The 19,882-nt window shown below is 39.2% G+C and carries 17 protein-coding genes and 2 tRNA genes; 8 read left to right on the forward strand and 11 right to left on the reverse strand.

What is annotated here, in order from left to right; translation table 11 throughout:
• Nucleotides 1-201: 201 nt before the first annotated feature.
• The gene (gene clpA / locus I6E70_RS18755; RefSeq protein ID WP_007585108.1) at nt 202-2,463 is read right to left on the reverse strand and encodes an ATP-dependent Clp protease ATP-binding subunit ClpA; all 2,262 of its coding nucleotides are present in this window, start codon (nt 2,461-2,463) and stop codon (nt 202-204) included.
• 230 nt (nt 2,464-2,693) lie between these two features.
• Nucleotides 2,694-3,002, reverse strand: a complete 309-nt coding sequence (gene clpS / locus I6E70_RS18760; protein ID WP_007585109.1) for an ATP-dependent Clp protease adapter ClpS — start codon at nt 3,000-3,002, stop codon at nt 2,694-2,696.
• A gap of 209 nt (nt 3,003-3,211) precedes the next feature.
• Here clpS and cspD point away from each other — a divergent pair, with 209 nt between their 5' ends.
• Together cspD and I6E70_RS18770 are read left to right on the forward strand one after the other, a co-directional pair.
• Nucleotides 3,212-3,430: a cold shock domain-containing protein CspD gene (gene cspD, locus I6E70_RS18765; protein WP_002962500.1), complete on the forward strand. Its 219-nt coding sequence runs from the start codon at nt 3,212-3,214 to the stop codon at nt 3,428-3,430.
• A gap of 525 nt (nt 3,431-3,955) precedes the next feature.
• Nucleotides 3,956-6,178, forward strand: a complete 2,223-nt coding sequence (locus tag I6E70_RS18770; protein ID WP_007585113.1) for an NADP-dependent isocitrate dehydrogenase — start codon at nt 3,956-3,958, stop codon at nt 6,176-6,178.
• A gap of 126 nt (nt 6,179-6,304) precedes the next feature.
• Here I6E70_RS18770 and I6E70_RS18775 read toward each other — a convergent pair whose 3' ends face one another.
• The 4 genes from I6E70_RS18775 to I6E70_RS18790 form a co-directional block, all read right to left on the reverse strand.
• On the reverse strand, nt 6,305-7,546 hold the full coding sequence (locus tag I6E70_RS18775) for an amidohydrolase family protein (RefSeq protein WP_197189377.1): 1,242 nt from the start codon (nt 7,544-7,546) through the stop codon (nt 6,305-6,307).
• Between the two features lie 12 nt (nt 7,547-7,558).
• Nucleotides 7,559-8,941 carry an amidohydrolase gene (locus tag I6E70_RS18780; protein ID WP_007585115.1) on the reverse strand — a complete coding sequence of 461 codons (1,383 nt, stop codon included), beginning with the start codon at nt 8,939-8,941 and terminating at the stop codon, nt 7,559-7,561.
• Nucleotides 8,942-9,041: 100 nt separating this feature from the next.
• Nucleotides 9,042-9,827, reverse strand: a complete 786-nt coding sequence (locus I6E70_RS18785) for a hypothetical protein (protein WP_007585117.1) — start codon at nt 9,825-9,827, stop codon at nt 9,042-9,044.
• A gap of 279 nt (nt 9,828-10,106) precedes the next feature.
• On the reverse strand, nt 10,107-10,799 hold the full coding sequence (locus I6E70_RS18790) for a DUF445 domain-containing protein (protein ID WP_182197006.1): 693 nt from the start codon (nt 10,797-10,799) through the stop codon (nt 10,107-10,109).
• Nucleotides 10,800-10,924: 125 nt separating this feature from the next.
• On the opposite strand from I6E70_RS18790, the gene I6E70_RS18795 reads away from it, so the two are divergent.
• Together I6E70_RS18795 and I6E70_RS18800 are read left to right on the forward strand one after the other, a co-directional pair.
• Nucleotides 10,925-11,797, forward strand: a complete 873-nt coding sequence (locus tag I6E70_RS18795) for a fructosamine kinase family protein (protein ID WP_024607610.1) — start codon at nt 10,925-10,927, stop codon at nt 11,795-11,797.
• A gap of 103 nt (nt 11,798-11,900) precedes the next feature.
• The gene (locus tag I6E70_RS18800) at nt 11,901-12,104 is read left to right on the forward strand and encodes a CPXCG motif-containing cysteine-rich protein (RefSeq protein ID WP_008166246.1); all 204 of its coding nucleotides are present in this window, start codon (nt 11,901-11,903) and stop codon (nt 12,102-12,104) included.
• A gap of 1 nt (nt 12,105) precedes the next feature.
• On the opposite strand, the gene I6E70_RS18805 is transcribed toward I6E70_RS18800, so the two are convergent.
• Complete coding sequence (locus tag I6E70_RS18805; RefSeq protein ID WP_197189378.1) at nt 12,106-12,732, reverse strand: riboflavin synthase subunit alpha; 627 nt, start codon at nt 12,730-12,732, stop codon at nt 12,106-12,108.
• Nucleotides 12,733-12,860: 128 nt separating this feature from the next.
• Between I6E70_RS18805 and I6E70_RS18810 the strand changes: the two genes are divergently transcribed.
• The 4 genes from I6E70_RS18810 (at nt 12,861) to I6E70_RS18825 (ending at nt 15,646) form a co-directional block, all read left to right on the forward strand.
• Nucleotides 12,861-14,231 (forward strand): MATE family efflux transporter, encoded by a 1,371-nt coding sequence (locus I6E70_RS18810; RefSeq protein ID WP_010552611.1) that lies wholly within the window; start codon nt 12,861-12,863, stop codon nt 14,229-14,231.
• Nucleotides 14,194-15,258, forward strand: a complete 1,065-nt coding sequence (locus I6E70_RS18815; protein WP_024590335.1) for a DUF3080 family protein — start codon at nt 14,194-14,196, stop codon at nt 15,256-15,258. The genes I6E70_RS18810 and I6E70_RS18815 overlap by 38 nt, the downstream gene beginning before the upstream one ends.
• Nucleotides 15,259-15,371: 113 nt before the next feature.
• Nucleotides 15,372-15,448 (forward strand) — tRNA-Val (locus I6E70_RS18820).
• Between the two features lie 121 nt (nt 15,449-15,569).
• Nucleotides 15,570-15,646 (forward strand) — tRNA-Val (locus tag I6E70_RS18825).
• 461 nt (nt 15,647-16,107) lie between these two features.
• Here the strand turns inward: I6E70_RS18825 and I6E70_RS18830 are convergent.
• Genes I6E70_RS18830 through I6E70_RS18845 form a run of 4 tightly spaced genes read right to left on the reverse strand, consistent with a single transcriptional unit; the run spans nt 16,108 to nt 19,657 of the window.
• Nucleotides 16,108-16,995 carry a F0F1 ATP synthase subunit gamma gene (locus tag I6E70_RS18830; protein WP_197189379.1) on the reverse strand — a complete coding sequence of 296 codons (888 nt, stop codon included), beginning with the start codon at nt 16,993-16,995 and terminating at the stop codon, nt 16,108-16,110.
• Entirely contained in the window at nt 16,992-18,572 is a 1,581-nt protein-coding gene (locus I6E70_RS18835) for an alternate F1F0 ATPase, F1 subunit alpha (RefSeq protein ID WP_197189380.1), read from the reverse strand. The genes I6E70_RS18830 and I6E70_RS18835 overlap by 4 nt, the downstream gene beginning before the upstream one ends.
• A complete protein-coding gene (locus tag I6E70_RS18840; RefSeq protein ID WP_197189381.1) occupies nt 18,572-19,372 on the reverse strand; it encodes a F0F1 ATP synthase subunit delta in 801 nt (266 codons plus the stop codon). Before I6E70_RS18840 ends, I6E70_RS18835 begins: the two co-directional genes overlap by 1 nt.
• A gap of 3 nt (nt 19,373-19,375) precedes the next feature.
• Nucleotides 19,376-19,657: a F0F1 ATP synthase subunit C gene (locus I6E70_RS18845; RefSeq protein WP_010552606.1), complete on the reverse strand. Its 282-nt coding sequence runs from the start codon at nt 19,655-19,657 to the stop codon at nt 19,376-19,378.
• Between the last annotated feature and the right edge of the window lie 225 nt (nt 19,658-19,882).

Consider the following 19,882-nt stretch of genomic DNA (forward strand, 5'->3'; position numbering starts at 1 on the left):
ACGAGATTTAGTTTTTGGCTAGTGTTTTACTAGCTTTAAGCGTTTATTAAATGTAATTGATAGACATTGACTAGCAATTACATTTAATAAACAAAAAACCCAGTTTTTACTGGGTTTTTTGTTGCCTATAAAAAGGGCAAAAAAATGGCCCGCTATTATGTAGCGGGCCATTTTATTTAACTAAATTATTTAATTAACGTTTTACGCAGGTGTTAAATTACTCTCGTAATCAAAGCGAATCTTCTTGTCTTTAACTGATACTTTAACCGTACCGCCATCAACAAGTTCACCAAACAGTATTTCGTTAGCTAATTGCTTTTTAAGCTCTTCTTGAATAACACGTGCCATTGGACGTGCACCCATTGCTTTATCGTAGCCTTTATCTGCCAACCACTCACGTGCTTTAGACGTAAGCTCAAGGTTAACTGATTTTTTATCAAGCTGCGCTTGCAGTTCCACAATAAACTTATCAACCACCAGTAAAATAACTTCACGTTCAAGGTGATTAAACCAAATGATGTTATCTAAACGGTTTCTAAATTCTGGTGAAAATACTTTATTAATTGCACCCATTGCATCGTGCGTATGATCTTGCTCTGTAAAACCGATCGACTTACGTGTGGTTTCTTGCACGCCCGCATTGGTAGTCATTACAACCACTACATTTCTAAAGTCAGCTTTACGACCGTTATTATCGGTTAGCGTACCGTGATCCATAACCTGTAGCAAAATGTTGTAAATGTCTGGATGCGCTTTTTCAATCTCATCTAGTAGTACAACAGCATGTGGATTTTTAATAACTGCTTCTGTTAATAAACCACCTTGCTCAAAACCAACATACCCTGGTGGAGCTCCAATTAATCGACTAATTGCATGGCGTTCTACATATTCCGACATATCAAAACGAATAAACTCAACACCCATACATTTAGCAAGTTGCTTAGTTACTTCTGTTTTACCCACACCGGTAGGCCCTGCAAACAAAAACGAACCTACTGGCTTTTCTTCGCTCGATAAACCAGAGCGAGATAAACGAATAGCTGATGTAAGTGCGTCAATAGATTGATCTTGCCCAAACACGAGCATTTTAAGGTTACGGTCTAAGTTTTTAAGCGTTTCTTTATCTGTCGACGAGACGCTTTGCGCTGGGATACGTGCCATTTTAGATATAATTAGTTCTATATCTGCCACGCCAATGGTTTTTTTACGTTTAGAGCTAGGTTGCAGGCGCTGACTTGCACCGGCTTCATCAATTACATCAATAGCTTTATCTGGCAAGTGGCGCTCATTAATGTATTTAGCACTGAGTTCTGCAGCTGCTTTTAATGCTTTTTGAGTGTAACGAATACCATGGTGCTCTTCGTAACGCTCTTTTAATCCATTTAAAATCTTAGTGGTATCGGCAACACTTGGTTCAAGTACATCAATTTTTTGAAAACGACGTACTAATGCACGGTCTTTCTCAAAAATATTTTTATACTCATTGTAAGTTGTTGAACCCATACAACGTAGCTTACCACTTGAAAGGAGTGGTTTAAGCAAGTTTGATGCGTCCATAACACCACCAGACGCCGCGCCGGCACCGATTATGGTATGTATTTCATCAATAAATAAAATAGAGCCTGGTTCGGCTTGTAGCTCTTTTAGTAAGCTTTTAAAGCGCTTTTCAAAGTCGCCACGGTATTTAGTACCCGCAAGCAATGCACCCATATCTAGCGAGTACACAACAGCATCTGCAATTACTTCTGGTACTTGCTTATTAACAATGCGATACGCTAAGCCTTCAGCAATTGCTGTTTTACCAACGCCCGCTTCACCAACAAGTAATGGGTTATTCTTTTTACGACGACACAATACTTGTACCGTGCGCTCTACTTCGCTGTCGCGTCCGATCAGTGGATCAATGTTACCTTCACGAGCTTGAACGTTTAAGTTAGTTGTAAAGCTGTCTAGCTTGCTTGCTTCTTCATTTTGAACTTCTTGCACTTCATCATGAATATCGTCGCTGTCGTTGCCTAATTCATCATCTGCTTTAGAAATACCATGCGAAATAAAGTTAACGATGTCTAAACGCGATACATCATGCTTTTTAAGTAAATATACAGCTTGGCTTTCTTGCTCAGAAAAAATAGCAACTAGCACATTCACGCCAGTGACTTCATTTTTACCTGACGATTGCACATGGAACACAGCGCGTTGTAATACACGTTGAAAGCCAAGTGTTGGCTGAGTTTCACGCTCTTCTTCTAAATCTGGAATGACGGGTGTTGTTTCGTCAATAAATTCTAATAATTCGGTTTTTAAACCAGAAATATTAACACCACACGCGTTTAGGGCTTCTCCTGCAGAAGGATTATCTAACAGCGCAAGTAAAAGGTGCTCTACGGTCATAAACTCATGACGGCGAGTGCGCGCTTCACGAAACGCGGCATTTAATGTGAGTTCTAAGTCTTTGTTTAGCATTGGCAACCCCTTACTGAGATAATAATTTATACCACAACAATCGGATGTTTGATCACCCTAATTGGTATTTATACCAATTGCATTAAATTCGTGGCCTATTATAGCGATGAGGAAATAACTTAGTAACAAGGCAAAAATTACAAATATAGTTGTTCTATATGAATAATTTTTAACGAAGTTAATAAGTAATTTAATCCGCTAAAATGGTCATTTTTTAATAAAATTGGTATTTATTCCTGCTCACAACTACAAAGCAGTGGATGCTCGTTATCACGCGCGTAGCGGTTAACTTGTTCAGCTTTGGTGTGGGCTACGTCGGCGCTGTAAACACCACATATACCCTTACCTTTTTCATGAACCTGAAGCATCACGTCGGTTGCTCTATCGCTATCCATATTAAAAAACGTCGTTAAAACTTCTATTACAAAGTCCATCGGCGTGTAGTCGTCGTTATTTAAAACAACTTTATATTTTCGCGGCGGCTGTAGCTTTTGCTTTTCGCTGTCGCGAACTGTATCGATAACACCTGAATCTTTCATACCACTCATAATTAAATATAGTCTTGTCTTTGTAACTCAAGCAAACTTGAATAAAAAATAAATAAAATGTTAAAAAAATAACTCAAAACACTTGACTGGTTGGCTAAATAAACTACAGTCAAACGTAGATTGATTAAACCTTAGTCAGTCTAGCAAATAATACAATTTAGAATAACTAAATTAGTCAACTTATTGAAGGATGTAGAAGTATGGCTTGCGGTAAAGTTAAATGGTTCAACAACGCTAAAGGTTTTGGTTTCATCGTAGAAGACGGCTGCGAGAATGATATTTTCGCTCATTACTCAACAATTGTAATGGACGGTTATAAAACGCTTAAAGCTGGTCAAGATGTAACATTCGAATTAGAACAAGGACCTAAAGGTCTACACGCTAAAAATATTGCCCCAGATGGTGACATTATTGAGTGACTATTGTTTTGTTCGACTAAAGCGAGTGACCTTTTAAGATCCTCGCTTAATTCCTTAAGCATACTAACTTATCTCTTCTCCCCTATTTATTGCCTCTTTTCATTCAAATTCAACCCTTTTCCTTGAATTTATTTTATATACCCCAATGTTCTAAGAGTTGATTGTTTAACTGCTTATTGGGCATGCTCAACCTCTAGCCCTTTTTATTTAAGCTTGTTACACTCTTGGTGCTAAAAATTGCGTATTAACGCAGCAACTAATCCAACTTGTCGCCTCTTTTATATGTACTAGGCTAAAGGCTGATTTATTTTTGTTAATTTTTTAGCTATAAATACAATTCCAGTTCGTCAGGTGTGACTATTCTGCTTTTATAAAAGAGCAACGCTGAGTACCAACACCTAACAAACTATTCATTACGAGCGTATGTATTCATTAACTTGTTTAATAATATGTACTCACTCATTAGTAATGATTTTCTTTGCATTGTTGAATAAGACCTTTTCGGTCTACTATCTAGGAATGATGATGACATCAAAAATTATCTATACAAAAACGGACGAAGCTCCGGCACTAGCAACTTACTCGTTGCTACCGATCATCCAAGCATATACAAATGCGGCCGGTGTTGAAGTTGAAACTCGCGATATCTCATTAGCAGGTCGTGTAATTGCTAGCTTCCCTGATTATTTAACACAAGAACAACGCATTGGTGATGCACTTGCTGAACTTGGCGAGCTTGCTAAAACACCAGAAGCAAACATCATCAAATTACCAAACATCAGTGCATCTGTACCACAGCTTCGCGCTGTAATTAAAGAGCTTCAAGCAAAAGGTTACGCTCTTCCAGAATACCCTGTTGAACCTAAAAATGATGAAGAAAAAGCAATTCAAGCTGCTTACGACAAAATCAAAGGCAGTGCAGTAAACCCAGTACTACGTGAAGGTAACTCTGATCGTCGCGCACCAGGTTCTGTAAAAGAATATGCACGTAACAACCCGCATTCAATGGGTGCGTGGAGCAAAGATTCAGAGTCTTATGTTGCAAGCATGAGCGAAGGCGACTTCTTTGGTTCAGAAAAATCAGTAACTGTTGATACAGCCACTGATGTACGTATTGAACATGTTGCAACTAACGGCGACGTTTCTGTACTTAAACAAAGCACGCCTCTTTTAGCTGGCGAAGTTATTGATGCATCAAGCATCAGCGCTTCTAAGCTTCAAGCTTTCTTAGCTGCTGAAATTGACGCTGCTAAAGAAAAAGGTGTTTTATTCTCGCTTCACATGAAAGCGACAATGATGAAAGTATCTGATCCAATTATCTTTGGTCACGCTGTAAAAGTATTCTACAAAGATGTATTTGCTAAACACGGTGAGCTTTTTGAAGAGCTAGGTGTTGATGTAAATAATGGTTTAGGCGATGTATATTCTAAAATTCAAACATTAGACGATGCTAAGCGCGAAGAAATCGAAGCAGACATTCAAGCTGTTTACGCTAGCCGCCCTGCTATTGCTATGGTTGATTCTGACCGCGGCATTACAAACCTACACGTACCAAGTGACGTGATCATCGATGCTTCTATGCCTGCTGCAATCCGTTCAAGCGGTCAAATGTGGAATAACGATGGTAAATTACAAGACACTAGCTTTGTGATTCCAGATCGTTGTTACTCAGGTATTTACCAAGCAACTATTGATTTTTGTAAAGTGAATGGCGCGTTTGATCCAACAACTATGGGTAGCGTACCTAACGTTGGCCTTATGGCTCAAAAAGCTGAAGAATACGGTTCACACGATAAAACGTTTGAAGCTAAAGCAGATGGTTCTATCCGTGTTGTTGATGCAAATGGTAATACATTACTTGAGCACAGTGTTGAGCAAGGCGATATTTGGCGCATGTGTCAGGTTAAAGACGCACCAATCCAAGATTGGGTTAAGCTTGCAGTAAATCGTGCACGCGCAACAGGCGTTCCAGCTATTTTCTGGTTAGACGAAAACCGTGCACATGATGCAGAGCTAATCAAAAAAGTAAATAAATACCTACCAGATCACGATACAGCTGGCCTAGATATTCAAATTTTAGCACCGCTTGAAGCAACATTGTTCTCACTAGCGCGAATTAAAGAAGGTAAAGACACTATTTCTGTAACAGGTAACGTTTTACGTGATTACCTTACAGATTTATTCCCAATTTTAGAGCTAGGTACGAGTGCTAAAATGCTTTCAATTGTTCCACTTATGAACGGTGGTGGATTATTTGAAACTGGCGCGGGTGGTTCTGCACCTAAGCATGTTCAACAATTCGAAAAAGAAAATCACTTACGTTGGGATTCTTTAGGTGAATTTTTAGCACTTGCTGCATCTCTTGAGCACCTAAGCGTAACTACGGGTAACAACAAGGCACAAGTTCTTGCTGATACGCTAGATAAAGCGACTGGTACTTTCTTAGCAGAAAACAAGTCTCCTTCACGTAAAGTGAAAGAAATTGATAACCGTGGTTCTCATTTCTTCCTATCTTTATTCTGGGCACAAGAACTTGCTAAGCAAAATGATGACAGTGAACTTAAAGCACAGTTTACTCAAATTGCTAGCGACCTTGAGTCTAATAAAGAACAAATCGTAAGTGAACTTAACGATGCGCAAGGCCCTGCAGTTGATTTAGGCGGTTACTTCCAGCCTAACGATGATGCAGCCTTTAAAGCGATGCGTCCAAGCACTACATTTAACGATATTCTTGCTAAATTAGTATAAATATTAGTTTAAATTTAAAAGCCGCTTACTTGTAAAAGTAAGCGGCTTTTTTATGTCTAAATTTTACAAACAAAAAGGCCGCTATTTATAAAATAGCGGCCTTTAAAATAATTAAATTTATTTTAATTATTTAGTATAAGCCCGTGGCATTTTTGAATCAGTCGTATAACGGTCACGCAGTTTATCTTGACGAGATTGTGTAGAAACCTCAATCCCATTAATAAACATTTTGTTCACGTGGCTGCTTAGTTCAAACGGGTCATTACTCCACATTACTAAATCAGCAGCTTTACCTACTTCAAGACTACCTGCATTAATGCCAAATACATCAGCAACGTTTGATGTAACCGCTTTTAACGCACCTTCTTGGCTCATACCATACGATACTGCATTACCAGCATCAAAACGCAGCTGGTAAATGTTGTGGCTTGCATCACCACCTACCGTTAATAATACTTTAACGCCTGCTTTTTCTAGCACACCTGCATTATCTAAACTCGCATGAAGCGAATCAAAACTTGCTGGTAAGCTGTCCATTGCACTAATAATTACTGGGATATTTGCTTTAGCAACGCGCTCTTTAACTACAACAGCGTCTTGTGCGCCGTTAAGTACTAAGTTAATACCAAATTGCTCTTTTACTTTAATAAGCTCAATAATATCTGCCGCACGTGATACGCCAACCACTAATGGCATTTCGCCACTGAGTACTTTTGCCATTACTTTGTCTTCAGTACTTGGCTTGTCGTCATCTTTTTTAGCTTTTTTACCAGCTTTAGTTTTGTGCTCATCAAGTTTATTAATCAGTGTTTGCAAAGTAAAAGCACGAGAGCCTTTACTGCGCTCACCTAAGTAAACAATTAAAGCCGCTTGTTTTTGCATGTCGCTGTCAAAACTACCACTTAAATCAACAACACTCGCAAGGCCTGAAAAAATGCTATCGCCGCCATGAGGGGTAATGACATCGCGTGTTACACCGCCTTTACGAGCGTAAGGAATTAAGCTTGAATGTGCGTTGTAAGCAAGACTTACGTCAAAATCAATACCGGCTTTGTCCTCGCCTGCATCGCGAGAGCCTGCAACTGCACTTACTTCAACTAAACCAAGTTGATTTACACTTGCAATAAAGCCAGGGGTTACAATTTGGCCCTTTGCATCAATAATTTGATCTACTTTAATTTCAGTTGGGTTAATCGCTGTGATTTTACCATCTGTCATTACAATGCTTGCCGCTTCTAATACACCTTGATCAGAAGACGTGTGTAATGTTGCATTAATAATTGCTAGCGATTGTGCGCTTACAGCACCAGATGCTAATAATCCTGCAGCAACCAGAGAAAGCGAAAACGAACGTGATAAATTTTTCATTCTGGGTGCTCCTTATTGTTGACCTAACATAAAATCACTTGTTGCTTGATACGCGCTGTCGTTTCTATCGTAAACTTTTGCACCATCAACAAACACTTGTTCAGCTTTAGCATAAACACTAAATGGGCTTTGATTCCAAATAACAACATCGCCCTGCTTACCTGCTTCTAGTGAACCTGTTTTGTCATCAATACCTAGCGATTTAGCAGCGTTAGCCGTGATCCATTTAATAGCGTGTTGCTCAGAAATATCAAAACCGTTTTCGTTAGCACGGTACATAACCTTGCCAGCTTCTTGGTTTAAGCGCTGAATAGTAGTATCTGAATCTGAGTGAACAACTGCACATGAATTTTTAACCGCATCAACAATAGCTACGTTTTCTTGAACCATGTCGTAGGCTTCCATTTTAAAACCCCACCAGTCTGGCCAAAGTGCAGCACACGAGCCATTCTCAGCAAGTAGGTCAGCAATTTTATATGCTTCTACACCGTGATGGAATGTACCCGCGTCGTAATTGAATTCTTTTGACAGGTCAATCATCATTGCCATTTCTTCAGCTTTATAACAATGATTATGAATACGTACTTCGCCCTCAAGCACACCACGAAGCGTATCGTGTTTAATATCACGTACTGGTGCTTCTGGGTTTAAACCTGCTTCATAATCGGCATCGTACTTATCCCACGCACGTTTGTATTCAGCGGCTTCAGCCCAGGCCATACGGTAACCAGCCATATTACCCATACGGGTTGAAGGCAATACACCTTGACGACCATAAACACGTTTAGGGTTTTCACCACACGCCATTTTTAAACCATACGGTGCCTCTGGAAATTTCATCCCTTGCATAGTGTGCGCTGGTACGTTTTTAAGTGTAACGCCGCGTCCACCAAATAAGTTAGCTGAACCTGGTAAAATTTGTAGAGAAGTAATGCCGCCTTCACGTGCGCGATTAAAGCCAGGATCTTGTGGCCAAACAGAATGCTCAACCCACACTTCTGCAGTGTTAGGGCTGGTCATTTCGTTACCATCTTGATGCGACTCAACCGAAGGGCTTGGGTATGCACCTAAATGTGAATGTACGTCAATAATACCCGGTGTTACCCATTTGCCTTGTGCATCAATTGTAATATCAGCAGTAGCAGTTAAGTCTTTACCAACTTGTTGTACTTTGCCGTCAACAAGTAATACATCAGCCTCATCTAAACGCTCACCAGTACCTGTAAGTACTGTTGCATTTGTAATAAGTGTGCTTGATGTAGAAACGGGCTGATAAGTGCTTGGGTAAGGATTTTTGTTGATTGTTATTTTATCGTCTTGCGGGCCGTTTTCTTGGCAACCTACAAGTGCAGCAGCTAAGCCAACTGCTAATAAAGAAGGTGCAAATTTTTGCATGTTGTTTGGATCTCCTGTTTTTTTGCTACTTTAGCGAAAGCTAAGGAATAAAGCCAAAAAAACAGGTGAAAACGCAGTTAATTAAGATGAATATCTGTAATTATTTCTTTATATAATTGTTATACAACTTTTCAAGCGCACCTTCGGTTGTAAGCGATGGATCTTTACTAATAAAGTGCTTAACCGTACGCGTTACAAAATCAGAGTTTTGCTTATGTAACTTAGAAAAATCTTTAATAATTGTATTACCGTCTTTAGCCGCTGTCACTTTGTCATGACGGTGACGATACTGGCTTAGCGCTTTATTAAAATCACCTTGGTAGTCTTCAACCAAAATTTTATAAAAGTCACTTTTTTGTACGTTTAAATCATTAATGCAGTAATTTAGCGCTTCTTTAAAGTCGGTAAATATCATGCCTTCTACATCAAACTCTTTCGTTTTTTCACGTACTGCTACTTTGGCATCTTCAGTGGCATAGCTAAAACCAGTAAACGCTAAGCGCTCAGCGGCTTCTTTACCTAATTTCATACCCGCTTGAATACTATGCGCAAACTCATCGCTCATATCGCCAAGTTCGTTTTCTTCCCACATGTTATAAACACGCAGAGGTTTTGCATATTTAGTGGCAAGCTTTTTTTTCATTTTAGTAAAGCGCTCATCAATCGTCATCAGCCTTTCGTTATGTAAAAGTGCATGACACTCATAACACGCAGGAATAGATATAAAATCAGCTTCTTCACCTAAATCAACAATGCTTTGTAGCATATGCAGCGGCGGACAATGATCGCGCTCTGTTGCTTCACAGCCACAATAAAAACACTGGTTAAAATGCTGCTGATCGCAAGCGTATGCTTGCTGATAATAACTGGCTAACGTTTTGCTCACCGTTGCTCCTAAAAAACACGACTAAATTATGGGGGCGATAATAACAGCCTGAAAAAATAAGTCATACCAATTGCATTAAATTAGTTATCTATTATTGCGCTAATAAAGTAGCGCAATAATAAGGCGAAATTATAACGTGTAGTTGCTATCACTAATTGCTCCCTGCATTGCTCTACCTCCTGCATCCATACACTCGTACACGAACAATTTTTAACGCAGTAAGTGCGCTATTTAATGCGATAAAATGATTATTTTTAAAATTGGTATCAGTAGCTATATTTAAATCACGGCCGCTATTAAACCAAATAAACCACCAAACACACCACCCCACACAACAAGCCAGCCTAAGTGCTCGCGGATCATGGTTTGAATAATCTCTTTAACCATTTTTGGGGTAAGCTCATCTAGGCGCTCATCAACTAATTTAAGCACCGTTTTATGTAGACTCTCTGCGCTATTACCTTGTGAGAGTGTTTGGCTTACTAATGCTTTAAAATCGTCAGTTTGGGAAATCTCACTAAGCGACAATTGCATTTTTTCAATAAACTTTTCACGCATTGGCTCGATTGCAGCTGTTCCACCAAACATCCCTAACATGCTACCAAACTGTGACTCTTCAATAACGACAAGTAAATTGTCGAATGCAGGGTTTAGATCAACATTGCTAATTATTGGCTCAAAATCGATATTGGGCTGCGCTTTATTGAGTAAATTATTAATTTTTTGCTCTGAAAAAAACTCCGTTAATATTAGGTTTCGTATAGCTACTTTAAAGCTTTCAAACTTAAGCGCTATAACGCCTGAGCCATATAAAAACGGGACCTTTTCGAACAACATATGAATCGCTAATAAATTAGTTACCGCGCCAGAAAGTGCAAATAAACCAACTGATAACACAATTGCTTGGTTAAACATAAAACCTACAACAACACATAAACCCGCTAGCAAATTGGTTATTAAACTTTTGTTCATTTTTACTCCATTACAGTAAGTGTAATTTTTGTGCAATATAGTCGTTAATTTTACAACGTTTAGATTGTTAAATTAATACCTTTTTGCCATAGTTTAAGTATCTGTTTAAAAGGCGAGCAATTGTTATGTGGAAAACAGTAAATGAGCACATCAGCCAAGCCATTAATTTTGACTTTAAACACACCTATAAACGCCAATTACAAAGTACAAATACCGACAAACTATTTCATATTACCAATGGTACGCATAACTTCTTCGTTAAAATAGCATTAAAAAGCGAACTCGAGCGTTTAGAAAGTGAATTTATTGGCTTAAAGCTTTTAGCGCAAAATAGTAATTTTAAAGTCCCTGAATGTATTACAACCGGTGCAAATATAGAGTTTTCGTTTATTGTTTTACAGTGGCTTGTTTTGGATAAACAACCTCACGACACGTGGGCAACTATGGGAAGCAGCCTCGCTAAAATGCATCAAAAACACGACCAAGCCATGTTTGGTTTTGATGTAGACAACTACATAGCCACTACCATACAACCTAATCGCTGGCATAAAAAATGGGATGTATTTTACGCCGAAGAACGTATAGGGTGGCAATTACAGTTACTCGCTGAAAAAGGCATTAACTTTATTGAACCCGAGCGCTTAATTAATGCCGTTAAAGAACAGCTGCATAGTCATCAAGTTGAGCCCTCATTACTGCATGGCGATTTTTGGCGAGGAAATATGGGCTTTTTAAAAGCAGAGCCAACGGTATTTAACCCCGCTTGTTATTATGGTGATCGGGAAGTGGATATTGCAATGAGCGAACTATTTGCGCCACTGCCAAAAGACTTTTATAGCGCCTATAACCAGCACTACCCGCTTTCTCAAAATTACGAAAAACGTAAGTTAATATACCAGCTATACCCTATTTTAAATCACGCTAACATCTTTGCCGGTCACTATCTTACTGAAGCTAAACAACATATAGAAAAGCTGGTATTTGAAGGTATAAAATAAGTGTCATAAGCTGCATTTCAGCACTATATTTAATGAGTAAGTAGGCGTTCATCTGTAAGCGATTAAGTTAAATCTAACTTAATTATTTATAACTGGAGTGATTATGAAAGATTTTTTATCACAACGAATAACGTGCCCACACTGCGGACACCACATACATTTAGACTTAGACGCAAGCATGGGCGATCAAGACTACATAGAAGATTGCACTGCCTGCTGTAACCCAATTCATTTAAATATGCATATAGATCATGCTAACAATAAGTTAGAGCTACACGTAGACAGTGACGACGAACAAATATTTTAACTTAAGCCTGATGGCGTAAGTAGTTTTCTACCGTATTTACAATAGTGTAAGTTTGCTGATCAACTTCAATATTAAACTTGTCACCCACTTGCGCTGCACCAATGTTTGTAATGGCGAGCGTTTCCGGAATTAGGTGTAACCAAAAACCATGTTCATCAACTTCGCCCACGGTTAAGCTTGCGCCATTTATCGCAACAAACCCTTTATATAACACATACTTTTGCCACTCTTTTGGCAAGCTGAGTTGTATTTTGAAGTTGTTCTCAAGCTTCACTATTTGAGAAATTTGTGACGTACAATGAATATGCCCAGACACTATATGCCCACCTAGCTCAGTACCAAACGTAACAGAGCGTTCGTAATTAACTAAACTACCTAACTCAAGCAGTCCTAAATTAGTTAACTTTAGGGTTTCGTCAATCACATCAAAATGCACTTGCGCTACCACATCGTGATTACTTAGCTCAACTTGCACAACTGTTAAACAACAGCCATTAATAGCAATACTTGCGCCTAAATCTAAATGCTTAACGTACTCATCGCTCACCGATACAACTAAGCGTAAAACACCGTCTGTTTGAGTCTTAGAGACCACCGTAGCTTGCGTTTGCACTATTCCTGTAAACATAAAATCACTTTAAATTATTACAAAGTGCTAGTTTAACGTATCAACTCATAAAATCATTCACTACTGTGATTTTTATTTAAACCCCAATAGATTACAATTACGCCCTATTTTATCAACTAGCTGTTTTTATGACCTTTTGCAATTGGGAAGCCAAGCGTTTACTTTCCCTCGCTTTACCTGTTTTTTTAGCGCAAGTTACACTTATTTTAATGTCGGTCGTCGACACAATTATGGCAGGTCAAGTTAGCCCTACTGACTTAGCTGCACTGTCTATTGCAACAGGAATATGGAACCCTTTATTACTTGGCCTTCAAGGTATTTTATTAGCGCTTACTGGTATTATTGCGCAGTTTTCGGGCAGTGATGACCGCAAAGGCATTAGCCACTATTTTCAACAAGCGCTTTATTTAACCGCTATTTTGAGCTTTACAGGCTTTGGAATTGCCCATTTAGCAGATGCTATTATTTTTAAGCTCGATACAACGCCTGCAATTGCAAACCTTGCCATTGACTACATTCACTTTGTGAAATGGGGTGTGTTTGGATTTTTAATTTTTACGGTATACAGAAACGTTACCGAAGGTATGGGAATGACCAAGCCCGCGTTTTACATAAGCCTATTAGGTTTAGCTGTTAATATTCCGGTAAATTATATTTTCATAAATGGCTTATTTGGTTTTCCTGCTTATGGCGGCGCGGGCTGTGGCATTGCCACTGCAATTGTTTTAACTGTTATGGCAATAGCACAAGTCACTTACTGCCAAATGAGTAAAAAAGTAGATGCTAAAGGCCTGCTTTCATCATTCGAAAAACCTAATTTCACTACCATTGGTATTATTACTAAGTTAGGTATACCAATTTCACTCGCCACCTTTTTTGAAGTCACTTTATTTGCGTGTATACCGCTATTTATAGCGCATTTAGGTGCAGTAGCTATATCGGGGCATCAAATAGCAGCCAGTGTAACTACATTGCTGTTTATGATGCCGCTGAGCCTATCAATCGCTATTAGCATTCGTATAGGTAACTTATACGGCCAAAAGAACATGACTCAATTAAAAGTTGCGGTTTCTACCAGCTATATTTTAGCCATTGCTGTGGCGTTATTTTTAGCGCTTATTACGTTTGCCGGTCGTGATTTAATTAGCCAACTGTATACCGACAGCCCCGCTGTTATGGCATTGGCTTCATCAATTATGATTTTAGCGTGTATTTACCAATTACCTGATGCACTTCAAGTTGCAGCAAATGGCATACTCCGTGGGTTAAAATACACCACGCCTATATCGTATATTACGTTTATATCGTATTGGTTAATCGGCTTTTGTTTAGGTTACGTATTGGCAAGAACAGACATAATTGTGCCAGCTATGGGGCCACACGGTTTCTGGACTGGGATAATAGTGGGACTTAGTGTCGCTGCTATTTTATTAATGCTAACGGTAAAAAAACGTCTAAAATATGAATTTCTTAAAATTGATTCACTCAATCAAAACTAATAAACTCAGCCTTAAAACATTACCAGCTGCTTTGCTGGTAATGTATTTTTTAACGCTTACTGGCTGCAACAAACCACAAAGTAGTATAAACGTTACTTATATTGAACGCTTAAGTAGCACAGTTGATACAAGCCCAACACAGCCTGCGCCACTCAAGCAACTCCCCTTACTGCAGCCTACCCCAATAGCACAAAGTGACTTAACACTGAGCATTGTTGAGCTTGCAGGCATTAGCCAATGTAAGCTTAACGTGCTTATAAGTGAGCACAATAACCAATTAGGAAAAACCGCCAGCGCTGCTGGGCAATTAAAATATCAAATAAACTTTATTAAAAGTGCGCAGGTTTGCTTAAACACGCTTGATAAAAATAGTCCTAGTTACACAAAAATACTCGCAGCCAAAAACTACAAAGAAACACACCTAATGCACTTTTTTAACACCATGTTATTTAAAGAGCCTGAGCTAAATCGTACCTGGCAACTCACTTCAAACGAGCTTACTACTGAACCTGCTGGTTTTAGTGATACCGTACTTGCGCTAAAGCAACTTGTACTCATTAAGCAACAAATTAAGGCTAAAGAATTTAGTGAAATTAATGGTGATTCTATTTTTAGTGCACTCGAGCAGCTTAATAAATTTCAATTTAACCAAGTACTCATTCAATCGGTCCGCAAGCAGGTAGTGTTAAATAACAACGCCACGCAGTTTGTAAAAACATTAAACTTTAATACGCTGTGCCCTCAGGATAAAAATAATAAAAACGCAAAAATCATAAGCAATGTATTTCAAAAGTTTTACCTAAAAGAAATTCAGCCCTATCAAGCGCAGTTAACTGGTTATCTAGAGGCACTACAACCGCTTTATAATGAGCTTTGGTTTAACGAAAGTATCTCAAGCCCTCAAATTAATAACTTAGTCAAAACGGACTCAGCAAGTAACTTACTGAACTTACTAAAAAGCTCAGCTAAAAAACATGTGGTTTGGTGGCAAGTATTTTATAAAACGTGTGAAATAAGCCCAATATGAATAAAAAAACGGCAAATAAACTCAAAAACAACAAACTTGCTTGATTCACTAACCGCCACGCTATATATTAGCCGCCGTTGTTAAGCAATTAACACCTACTTAAATAAAGTAATACGACTGTAGCTCAGTTGGTTAGAGCACTACCTTGACATGGTAGGGGTCGGTGGTTCGAATCCACTCAGTCGTACCAACATTAATGAAACGTATAATTGAAGGAAAGAGCACTACCTACTCTTGACCACCCGGTCCAAAGGTCAGTAGTTCGAATCCACTCAGTCGTATCAAAATTTAAGTAAAACCTCAAAAATTGTACGACTGTAGCTCAGTTGGTTAGAGCACTACCTTGACATGGTAGGGGTCGGTGGTTCGAATCCACTCAGTCGTACCAATTCAAAGCAATAAAAAAACCTAAGAAAAAGCACTACCCACTCTTGATCACCCGGTCCAAGGGTCAGCAGTTCGAATCCACTCAGTCATACCAGTTCACAACAATAATAAAATACCTCAAAGAAAAAGCACTACCCACTATTGAACACTCAACTTCAACAGTTAATCATTAATTAACGATCACTTACAATCAGGTTATAGCTTTATTTCTTGTAAATTATCCTTGTGAGTTTTGTTGACATTTCATGATTAAAATTCATTCAATTTACGGGGGGGTAATCGTGCGCGATTTGTAACCTATTGGGCTCGGTAACGGCTTCTGCGTTACTCTGATGGCTTACATTCTTGTAAGAATAAGTAAAAATCGAGTAACAAAGAGTCAATAACCGCACTGTATAGGCGATGTTTTGATTAAAAAACAACACATACAGCTGCAAATTCAACCTCTAAGATCAACAGCCTCTAGTCTATTTTATTTAGTAATTCATAACCTGCAAGTACATCACTCAACTCCTCGTCAATGGTACTTTGACGCAGAGTATTAAACTCACTCGAAAGCTTATCAAGTAGCTCTTCAATATTTTTTTCAGCGCGTTGCATTGCGCCAAGACGACTGCTATTTTCGCTGACCAACGACTCGGCACATGCACGATAAAGAGAAATAAAAATATACTCGCGGATCAATGCTCTTATTGTTGTAGAGTGCTTGCAGAGTACTTCTGGCAAAGCTTTAGTTGGCCATAAAATATTTTTAAAATTATCTCGCCATTGCTCGTCAAGTGGGAGTAATCGCTGAGACACACATTCATAAAGCGCGCCTTGTTTAGGTTGATTATAAAACACCAATACACCGCAACCAGGATTAAGAACCAAGCTTGATTCACTGTCTATTTGAATTTGCCTAACTAAGGTATCTATATCGTGAACACTCACTGGCACTGTGTATACTTTTACTAAATTAAAGCCGGCATCGGTAAGTCGAGATGCAGCACGTGCGCCTACTACCCAAATTAGAGGTGGCTGGGTCTCGTTACTTAGCGCTTTAATTGTAAAGTCGGTAATACTTTCATTAAACTGCCCTACCAACCCTTGATCTGAGCCGAATATGATCACACCCACTCTGCTTTCATTTATATTTTTGGGTTGTGGTGAAAATTGAAATGACATGTCATCACGCAAACTCGCACTTAATCCTAACTCAACTGCCCGGTAGTAATCGGTCAATGAGCTAATCGATTTTTCATATTGCCCAATACTCGAGGCAGCAAGTGCCTTCATCGTTTTTACCACGCCTTGTAAATCACTTGCACTGGCTATTTTATGGCGTAAATTAGCGGCACTATTGCTCATGTTGTTATTGCCTTCTTTTCAGGCTCAAAATCAACAAGTGCGCGCTTAGCCAACTCAACAATTGTTTGTCGATCGTCATCACTTAAGCTTTTAGCGGTATCAAATCTATCACACAAAGCAGGGTCTAACTGCGCAACTGCTTTTTTAATAATATTTTTTGCGTCGTTTATTTTTAGCAGTTCAATCGAATCTAAAAAGCCATTACTGAGTGCGAGTAATAGCATAATTTGCTCAGGCACTGGCATAGGTGATGATTCAGATTGATGTAAGCTCGCTCGAATACGCCGTCCATGTTCAATTATACGCCGTGTATCATCATCAAGTCGGGCACCAAAACGAGCAAAGGTTTCTAGCTCTTCAAATTGAGCATATGCAAGCTTTAAATCGCCAGCAACTGCACGAAACGCAGCACGCTGTGCTTTACCGCCCACACGAGAAACCGACTTACCAACGTCAACGGCTGGTAATACACCTAGAGCAAATAATGAGGGTGATAAATAAATTTGTCCGTCGGTAATCGAAATTAAATTAGTTGGAATATAGGCTGAAATATTTTGAGCTTCGGTCTCTATAATGGGGAGTGCGGTCAAGGAACCACCGCCACGTTCTTTATTTAAATGGGTCGCACGCTCTAGTAATCGTGAATGAATATAAAAAATATCCCCAGGAAATGCTTCTCGTCCGGGTGGTCGTCGTAACAACAAAGACAACTCGCGGTAAGCTCTTGCGTGCTTAGTTAAATCGTCATATACAATAAGTACATCACGTCCTTGCTCCATAAAATATTCTGCAATACTGGTTGCAGCGTAAGGCGCTATATACTGTAAGCCCGGTGGTTCATTACCCTCTGTTGCAACAACAACCGTATAAGCCATTGCATTTTGCGCGCGTAATATTGCTATTGATTTAGCAACTGTTGATGCCCGCTGGCCAATAGCGCAATAAATACAAATTACATTTTGTTCTCGCTGATTTAAAATCGTGTCTATGGCTATAGCTGTTTTACCTGTTTGCCTGTCACCTAAAATAAGCTCTCGTTGTCCTCGCCCTATTGGAATCATCGCATCGATTACAATAAGTCCGGTTTGCAAAGGCGTAGTAACAGGAGAGCGGTCCATAATTGGTGCAGCTGGACGCTCTATTGGTAAACGCTGCTCGGTTTGTATAACGCTTCCACCGTCTAGTGCCTCGCCAAGTGGGTTTATCACTCGCCCTAATAGCGCATTGCCAACCGCTACATCCATTACACGACCACTGCGGCGCACTTCATCCCCAGCTTGTAAGTGGGCGTATTCACCTAAAAGCACAACACCAACTTCTTTTTCATCAATATTAAACGCAATTCCAAGCACATTACCGGGAAATATAATTAGTTCCTCAAAGCCAACGCCAGGTAATCCCGACACCTTCGCAATACCCGTTGATACACTGGTAATAATACCAACTTCATGTAAGTTCAATTTTGAGTTAACTGTTTTTAGCCCTTGCTGAATGTGCTTAAACACATCACCAAACGCGTTTGTTAAACTGTGTATTTTTGTGTTTTTATTTTGAGTGTTTTCGCTAAGGTCACTCATCACTTATCAACAGGTTGAGAAGTTGTAGGCTGAGCTGTTTTTTGTTTTAGTAACATATCAACTTCCTGCTCGATTGATTGTAAGTAATCGTCAATACTCCACACCAGCTTTTGTCCATTGACACATAACTCAATCCCGCTAATAAGGCTCTCATCGGTGGTGAATTTAATGGTAATATCTTTTGAAAACACAGTATTAATAGCATTCTTAAGTGCTAAACGCTGAGATTCAGTTAGCTCAAACGCACTTTGAATTAAGGCAGGTACAAATTCACTATTTGTACTTAGCGCCTGCGCTAAAGTGGTTTTTTTGTCGCTATCAAGCTTATATAAGCGCGCTGTGAACACCTCACATATTTGTTGTTCTAAAGTTGTTGATGCCAGTTCAGTTAAGGTTTTGCGACTAATAGCAAAAACCTCTTGCTTAACTTTTCGACTTAAAGACTCCTTTAAATTATCAGTCTCTTTTACTATATTTTGTTGATATTTAGTGCCCCAGCTTTGAGCTCTTTTTTGCGCCTCTAATATAAGTGCTTGCTCTGCTTGCTTAGCACTCACGCTTACTTGTTGCATCTTTTGTGTACGTTGTTGTTCAAACTCTTCATTTTTCAGAAAAAACTTTTCACGCTCCGCCAGTGCTTCATTTTGGTTTGTTTCAGCATCGTCTAACTCAGCGGCTATACGCTCTTCTCGCCTATCAATAGCGTGCAAAATTGGTTTATATAAATAGCGTTTTAGTAACCACACCAAAATTAAAAAATTAACCACTTGGGCTGCAACTGTAAACCAATCAATTAGCATGGTTTAACTTCCTGCAGCTTGTGCAATAGCGTAGTTCCAAAACGGATTGGCAAAAATAAGAATCATCGACACGACAAAACAGTATATTGCGGTCGATTCAATCATCGCAAGCCCTACAAAGAGCGTACGCGTAATAGTTGCTGATGCATCAGGTTGCTGTGCTAATGCACTCAATGCCGTTGCTACTGCTTTGCCTTCGCCAAGCGATGGACCTAAACAACCAAAACTAATTGTAATTCCTGAAATAACGATTGATGCCATTGCGATCATTGTCATGCTATCCATGTTCTCTCCAAGTATGATGTGTAGAAATACGTGATTAATTAACTCGTTGTTTGGCTGGTTTTACTGAGCGCGTAGCCGCAGCAATATAAACGGCGGCTAAAATAGTGTCCCGTCCTAAAATACGTTGACGGTTTTAATTGAAGGCCAGTAGCTTTTGCTCCTGGCTTTTTTTGTGCACTTGGTTTGGTGTTTTCATTCCTAAACTCAAATGCGGCCTCATTTCAT

Origin of the sequence: Pseudoalteromonas sp. NGC95 (assembly GCF_015864705.1) — a bacterium.
Taxonomy (GTDB): Bacteria; Pseudomonadota; Gammaproteobacteria; order Enterobacterales; family Alteromonadaceae; genus Pseudoalteromonas; species Pseudoalteromonas arctica.